Here is a 7,194-nt window from a genome sequence, read left to right as displayed (position 1 = left end):
ACCGGCTTGCGGTGGATGTCGAGCCGGCGCCACGACAGCAGCTCGACCACTTCCTCCAGCGTGCCGATCCCGCCAGGCAACACCACGAAGGCGTCGGAACGATCGAACATGATCTGCTTGCGTTCGTGCATCGAGGTGACGACCAGGGTCTCCACCAGATCGAGTGCGCCTTCGCGTGCGGTCAGGAAGTCCGGGATCACGCCCAGGACCGCGCCGCCCGCCTCGTGGGCGGCGCGCGCGCAGGCGCCCATCAGCCCGACGCCGCCGCCGCCGTAGACCAGCTTCAGCCCGGCCTGCGCCAGCTCGCGGCCCACGCCTGCGGCGGCGCGTAGCAACGCCGGGTCGGCGTCGTCAGACGAGCCGCAGAACACGCAGACCGATTCGAGGCGTTCGGGCGGGCGCCGCATCGGCGAGCGTCTCCTTGGGTTTGGCGGGCGGCTTGTACATGACCGCCGAAAGCCCGATTAGCTATGGCCTGGATCAGGGAGTTGCAAGCTGACGACGTCGTTCGCCGCAGGGCTGTACGCCGGTCGCGCCGCCGTGGCGGTCGCGCTGCTGTCGCTGTGCGCCTGCGACGCACCGAGCCGGCCGCCGTCGGGGCCTGCGGCGAAGCCCGAGGCGGTTGGCGACTCCGGTTACCTCGCGCCACCGTCGATTCGCGGTGTGCGTCGCGAGTCGGGTCAGGTGGCGCTGCTGGGTCAGGCCGCGCCGGGCGCCAGCGTGCGCCTGGCGACTCCAGCCGGCGAGGCTCGCACCGCCCAAGCCGACGCGCGCGGCGCCTGGAGCCTGGCGCTGCCGAGCGCCGGCGAGGCGAGGATCTTCGGCCTGTCGATGAACCTCGCGGGCCGCGTCGCCCAGGCCCAGGGCTATGTGCTGGTGACCCCCGCTGGCGAAGTGGCGCAGCTTCGCGCCGGAGCGGGGGCTGCGGTGCTGGCGACGGGCCAGGCGACGCGCCTGACCGCCATCGACTTCGACCAGGGCGGCGGGGCGGTGGTCTCGGGCGTCGCCCAGCCGGACGCTCCGCTGGCTTTGGAGATCGACGGTCGACCATCCGCCACCGGCCGGACCGACGCATCCGGCCGCCTGACGCTGGCGCTCACCCAGCCGCTGCGCCAGGGTTCGCACAGTTTCGCGCTGACGGGCGACACCGGCGGGCGCACTGTCGAGGTCGGCGTCACGCCGGCCGCGCCGCTGGCCGGCCAGCCGTATCGCGCGGCCAACACCCCCTACGGCCTGCGGGTGGACTGGATTACGCCGGGCGGCGGGGTCCAATCGACCCTGCTGCTGAATTGAGGGGCGGGCGATGACATTCGCCAATATGCGCGCAGGCGGTCGGGCCGGACCGGTCGCGCCCGCTGGGGCCAAGTTCGACGGCTGGGCCTCGATGGCCGAGCTCTGGCGGCTGGTGCTGCGCTCCGGCGCTCCGAACCTGCGCTACAGGCTGGCGGCGGCGCTGGCGCTGGTGGTGGTCGGCAAGGCCGCGGGCGTCGCGGCGCCTGTGGCGATCGGCGCCGCAATCAATCGCCTCGCGCCTGCGGCGACCGCCGCCGGCGTGGCGACCGGCGTGGGCGCGAGCTTCGTGGCGCTGGCGGTGGTGTTCGCCCTGTTGCGGCTGGTGTCGGCTTCCTCGCCCTACGCCCGAGACGCGATCTTCACCCCCGTCGCCCAATCGACCATGGCCAAGGCGGCCACCGAGACCTTCGCGCACTCGCTGGTCCTGTCGCTGGACTTCCACCAGACCAAGCAGACCGGCACGCTCTCGCGGATCATCGACCGCGGGGCGCGCTCCACCGAATTCCTGATCCGCAGCGTGGTGTTCAATCTGGGTCCCACGGGCCTGGAGCTGATCATGGCCATGGTCGTGATGACCGTGCGGCTCGATTGGCGTTTCGCAGTCGCCACGGCGGCGACCATCCTGATCTACGGCGCGGTGACCTTCCGCATCACCAACTGGCGCATCGCCCACCGGCGCGAACTGAACGAGGCGGACAGCCGCGCCGCCGGCCTCTCGGTCGACGCGCTGATCAACTACGAGACGGTCAAGACCTTCGGCTCCGAAGTGCGCACGGTCAGCGGCTACGAAGGCGCGATGCACGACTATGTGCAGGCCGCGGTCCGCTCCAACGTGTCGCTGCAGCTGCTCAACGGCGTCCAGGCGGTCGTGCTGAACGGCGGGTTGGCGCTGCTGGCGGTGATGGCCGGCATGGAGGTGCTGGCGGGGCGGATGAGCGTCGGCGACGTCACCACCGCGGTGCTGCTGCTGATCGGCGTCTACACGCCTCTGAACACGCTCGGCTCGAACTATCGCGAGATCCGCCAGGCGTTCATCGACATGGAACAGATGGCGGCGCTCACCGGCGTGCAGCCGGACATCACCGACGCGCCGGCCGCGGCCGACCTGCCGCCGGCCACCGGGCGCGGCGCAGCGCTCGCGTTCGAGCATGTGGACTTCCGCCACGACGCGCGGGCCTCCGGCCTGCTGGATGTGAGCTTCGTCTCGGCCCCCGGCACGACGACGGCGCTGGTCGGCCCATCCGGCGCCGGCAAGACCACTGTGGTGCGCCTGGCGCTGCGGCTGATCGATCCTCAGGGCGGGGCGGTGACGCTTGAGGGTCTCGATCTGCGCGATGTACGCCAGACCAGCCTGCGCGGCGCGATCGCCCTGGTTCCACAGGATGTCGCCCTGTTCAACGACACGCTGTACGCCAACATCGCCTTCGCGCGGCCAGCCGCCGGCCCGGAGGAGGTGCGCGCCGCCGCCGATTCCGCCGAGCTCGGCGCTTTCGTGGACGGCTTGCCCGAAGGCATGGCCACTCGGGTCGGCGAGCGTGGCCTGAAACTCTCGGGCGGCGAACGCCAGCGGGTCGGCATCGCCCGCGCCCTGCTGGCCAACCCCCGCCTGCTGATCCTCGACGAGGCCACCAGCGCGCTCGACGGACCGACGGAAGCTGCGATCCAGGACACCCTGCGCCGGGTGCGCGCCGGCCGTACGACCCTGGTTGTCGCCCACCGGCTGTCGACGATCGTCGACACCGACCAGATCCTGGTGCTGCGGCGCGGCCGCATCGTCGAGCGCGGCACGCACGCCGAGTTGCTGGAGAACGCTGGAGAGTACGCCGCGCTGTGGCGGCGTCAGACCCGCGAGGCCTGACGTGGCTACTCGGCCGCCGCGGGATAGTCGTGTCGCGCTTCGGTCTGTTCCTGCGGCGTCGCCGGCCGGCCGCTGAACCTGCGGCGCAGCGTGTCGAAGCGGTCGGCGACCACCTTGGGTGCGGCGAGCAGGACGGGGGTGACAACCAGGGTCAGCAGGGTCGCGAAGCTCAAGCCCCAGACCACGGCGCCGGAAAGCTGCACCCACCATTCGGAGCCGGGCGCCTTGTACTCGAGCGTGCCGAACCGGAAGTTCGGGTGGATCTGGAACATCAGCGGCAGTAGGCCCACCACGGTCACCACGGTGGTCAGCATCACCGGGCGGAACCGCTGGGTCGCGGCCCGCACCGAGGCGTCGTCCGCCGCATAGCCCGCGCGCCTGAGCTGGTAGAAGGTGTCGACCAGCACGATGTTGTGCCCGACCACCACGCCGGCCAGCGCCACAACGCCGGTGCCCAGCATGATCACCGAGATGTAGTCGAAGGTGTGCCCCAGGTTCACCTGCACGCCCAGCAGCACGCCGACCGTGGACAGCGCCACCGCCGATAGCGTCACCATCACGCCGTAGAAGCTGTTGAACTGCCACAGCAGGATCACGCCCATCATGAACAGCGAGACCAGCATGGCGATGCCGAAGAACTGCGCCGCCTTCTGCCCTTCCTCGTCGGCGCCGCGGAACTTCCAGCGCACGCTGGGTTCGATGCCGGCCTTCTCCAGCCAGGGCTTGATGGTCTCGATCTTCTGATTGGCGGCAACGCCGTCGGCGGCGTTGGCCTGGATGATCACCACGCGCTGGCCGTTGCGGCGCTGGATGTTGGTCACCTGCTGGGTCGGCGTGCGCTTGATGAAGTAGCTGGCCGGAACCGGACCTGACGGGGTGGGGATCTTCAGCTCGTCCAAGGCGCCGATGCCGCGCGCGCCCAACGGGAAGCGCATCCGGATGTCCAGCTCGTCGTCGGCGTCGTCGGGCCGGAAGCGGCCGACAAGCACGCCGCCCGTGACGAACTGGATCGCCTGGCCGACGCTGACGACGTCGACGCCGTAGCGGCCGGCCGCCTGACGATCGACGCTGAGGTTCCACTCGATGCCTGGGGAGGTGCGGTTGTCTTCCAGCTCGACCAGTTGCGGATCGGCGGCGAGCTTGGCCTTCACCAGGTTGGCGGCCCGATCGAGGGCGGCGGTGTCCTGGCTGCGGAGCTCGACCTGGATGTCCTTGCCGGTCGGCGGCCCGTTCTGCGGCTCGCGCACCTCGACCTGCAGGCCGGGCAGGTTGGCGACGCGCTTGCGGATCTCGTCGGACAGAGCGCGACCGCTCAGGCCCAACGCCTTGCGATCCTCGTAGGAGACAAAGTCGACCTGGATGCGGCCGATGGTGTCGTTGGGTGGGCCGTAGCCGCCGCCGGCCGGGCTCATCGCGCCGGTGCGGACATAGGTCGACTTCACGCCGGACAGGCCCTGCAGGCGACGTTCCACCTGGCCCACCAGCACGTCGTCGGCCTCCGGCGACAGGTTGCCTCGCGCCTTGACGTAGATCGACACCGTCTCCGGGTCGGACTCCAGGAAGAACTCGGTGCGATGCGGGGTCATCGCGAACCACACGCCGATCAGCGCCACGCAAGCGATCGCCGCCGACCCCACCATGAACGGGTGGCGGCCCAGCAACGCAATGGCGTGCGCGTAACGGCCCATGAAGCCGGTCATCGTGCGCGGGTCGCCGTGCTCGGACTTCTCGATCTCGGCCAGGTGGCGCGCATCGACGCCGGCCGAGCGGCCGACCAGGGAGCCCAGCGCCGGGGTGAAGATCAGCGCGGCGAAGATCGAGGCCCCCAGCACGAAGAACAGCGTCAGCGGCAGGAAGCTCATGAATTTGCCCGGAATCGAGTTCCAGAACATGAACGGGATGAAGGCGCAGAGCGTGGTCATGGTGCCGTTGACCACCGGCCAGAACATCCGCGTGCCGGCGGCGGCGAACGCCTCCGCGCGGGGCATGCCCTCGGCCATCTTGCGGTCCGCGTACTCGACCACGACGATCCCGCCGTCGACCAGGATGCCCACGGCCAGCACCATGCCGAACATCACCATCTGGTTCAGCGTGACGCCCAGCGCATGCAGCATCAGGAAGCCCAGCATGAAGCAGACGGGAATCGCCGCGCCGACCATCAGGCCCTGGCGCACGCCCAGGCTGGCGACGACGATCAGCATCACCAGCAGGGTGGCGATCAGCAGGCCGGATTCCAGCACCGAGAGGCTGCGTCCGATGAACTCGCTTTCGTCGAAGGTGTAGTCGACGCGGATCGTTTCCGGCCAGCGCGCCTGTTCCTCGGCGACCACCGCGCGGATCGCCTCGACGGTCTTCAGGATGTTTGCGCCGGTGCGCTTGGTGACCTCGACGGTGTAGGCGGGGCGACCGTCGATGCGGGTGATCGTCGAGGGTTCCTTGAAAGTGCGGCGCACCTCGCCGATGTCGCCCACGGTGACGATCCGGTCGCCGTTGGTCTTCACCGGCAACGACAGGATATCCTCGGGCTTCTCGACCACGCCCGGCACCTTGACCGCGAACTGGCCGGCGCCCGAGCGCAGGTCGCCGGCAGGCACGAGTTGGTTGTTGCGGCCGATCACCTGGGCGAGTTCGCCGGTGGTGACGTTGTAGGTCTCCATGCGCAGCGGATCGATGGTGACTTCCAGCACCTCGTCGCGCGCGCCGCGGATGTCGGCCTCGAGCACGCCGGGCAAGCTGTCCAGCCGGTCCTTGAGTTCGCGGGACAGCCGATAGAGCTCACGCTCCGGCGCGGCGCCCGACAGGACGATGCCGATCACCGGACTGTCGTTGGCGTTGGCTTCGGAGATGATCGGCTCTTCGGCGTCCGGCGGGAACTTGGCGCGGGCCAGGTCGACCTTGGCGCGGACGTCTTCGATGACCTTGTCCTTGTCGAAGTTCGCCTCGAATTCGAGATTGACGATCGCGGTGCCCTGGCGGGCCACGGCGTTCATCTCCTTGACGCCCTCGATGGTCTGGAGTTGCACCTCCATCGGCTTGACCAGCAGGCGCTCGGCGTCCTCGGGGCTCACGCCGGGATAGGGCACCACCACCGAGACGAAGGGGAAGGGGATGTCCGGGTTGGACTCCTTGGGCATCGACACATAGGCGCCGACGCCAAACAGGAAGGCCACGAGGGTGACGCCCAGCACCACCTTGCGACGCGCGATGGCGCCCTGGATCAGGGCCGAGATCATGCCTGGCGATCCAAGGGCATGATCAGCGGGCCGCCGCCAGGCGGACCTTCTGGCCCTCCGCCACATAGGATTGGCCGACTGTGATCACCCGAACCGCTCCTTGCAGACCGGACACCCAGACGCCCTGGGGCGCTTCTTCCAGCACGGTCACCGCGCCGAAGGCGACGCGCCCGTCCGGCTGGACGAAGCGCACGCCCTGGCGGCCGGCAGAATCCAGCACGAGCGACGATAGGGGTATCAGATGGGCGGCGCCCATCCCGGCGTTGATCCTGACGTCCGCCGACAGACCCGAGCGGGCCAGCAGGCTGGGATTGCGCGCGGCGATCTCGACGCGATAGGTGCGGGTCTGCGGGTCGGCGTCGCGCGCCACGTAGCGCACCGTGCCGTCCAACGTACCGCCGGAAACAAGGGTGGCGCGCGCGCCGGAGCCGACGCGGAGCTGCGAGGCCTGAGTCTCAGGCACGTCGCCGACGATCAGGATGGGGTCGAGCTCGATCACCGTGCCGCAGGGCTGGCCAGGCGCGAGGTAGCTGCCGATCTCGGCCTCGCGGCGGTCGAATACGCCGGCGAACGGCGCGCGGATGTTGACCTGCTCCAGCGCGATCTCCGCCTGCCGGGCGACAGCCTGGGCGGCGTCGAGTTCGGCCTGGCTCTGGAGCACTTGGGTTTGCGAACGGTAGCCCTTGCGGGCGAGTTCGGCGGAGGCCTGCTGCTGCAGGCGCTTGGACCTCAGCGCGGCGCGGGCCTGGTCGACGGCGGCCTGGCGCGCGTCGACAGCGAGCTGGCAGAGCAGCGCGCCCTTGCCGACCT

The 7,194-nt window shown here is 70.0% G+C and carries 5 protein-coding genes; 2 read left to right on the top strand and 3 right to left on the bottom strand.

The window, feature by feature from the left end:
- Window positions 1–407 (bottom strand): TIGR00730 family Rossman fold protein (locus tag Q8M88_RS06715; RefSeq protein WP_305595659.1); only part of this gene is annotated, 407 nt, incomplete at its 3' end.
- Window positions 408–540: 133 nt separating this feature from the next.
- On the opposite strand from Q8M88_RS06715, the gene Q8M88_RS06710 reads away from it, so the two are divergent.
- The gene (locus Q8M88_RS06710; RefSeq protein WP_305595657.1) at window positions 541–1,293 is read left to right on the top strand and encodes a hypothetical protein; all 753 of its coding nucleotides are present in this window, start codon (window positions 541–543) and stop codon (window positions 1,291–1,293) included.
- A gap of 10 nt (window positions 1,294–1,303) precedes the next feature.
- Window positions 1,304–3,151 (top strand): ABC transporter ATP-binding protein/permease, encoded by a 1,848-nt coding sequence (locus Q8M88_RS06705; RefSeq protein ID WP_371132642.1) that lies wholly within the window; start codon window positions 1,304–1,306, stop codon window positions 3,149–3,151.
- Window positions 3,152–3,156: 5 nt separating this feature from the next.
- On the opposite strand, the gene Q8M88_RS06700 is transcribed toward Q8M88_RS06705, so the two are convergent.
- Window positions 3,157–6,384: an efflux RND transporter permease subunit gene (locus Q8M88_RS06700; RefSeq protein WP_305595655.1), complete on the bottom strand. Its 3,228-nt coding sequence runs from the start codon at window positions 6,382–6,384 to the stop codon at window positions 3,157–3,159.
- A 22-nt stretch (window positions 6,385–6,406) separates the two neighbouring features.
- Window positions 6,407–7,194, bottom strand: a 788-nt coding sequence (locus Q8M88_RS06695; protein WP_305595653.1) for an efflux RND transporter periplasmic adaptor subunit, incomplete at its 5' end; no start/stop codon positions are given.

Origin of the sequence: Phenylobacterium sp. (assembly GCF_030693805.1) — a bacterium.
Taxonomy (GTDB): domain Bacteria; phylum Pseudomonadota; class Alphaproteobacteria; order Caulobacterales; family Caulobacteraceae; genus Phenylobacterium.
This window is presented reverse-complemented; position numbering and strand designations above follow the sequence as displayed.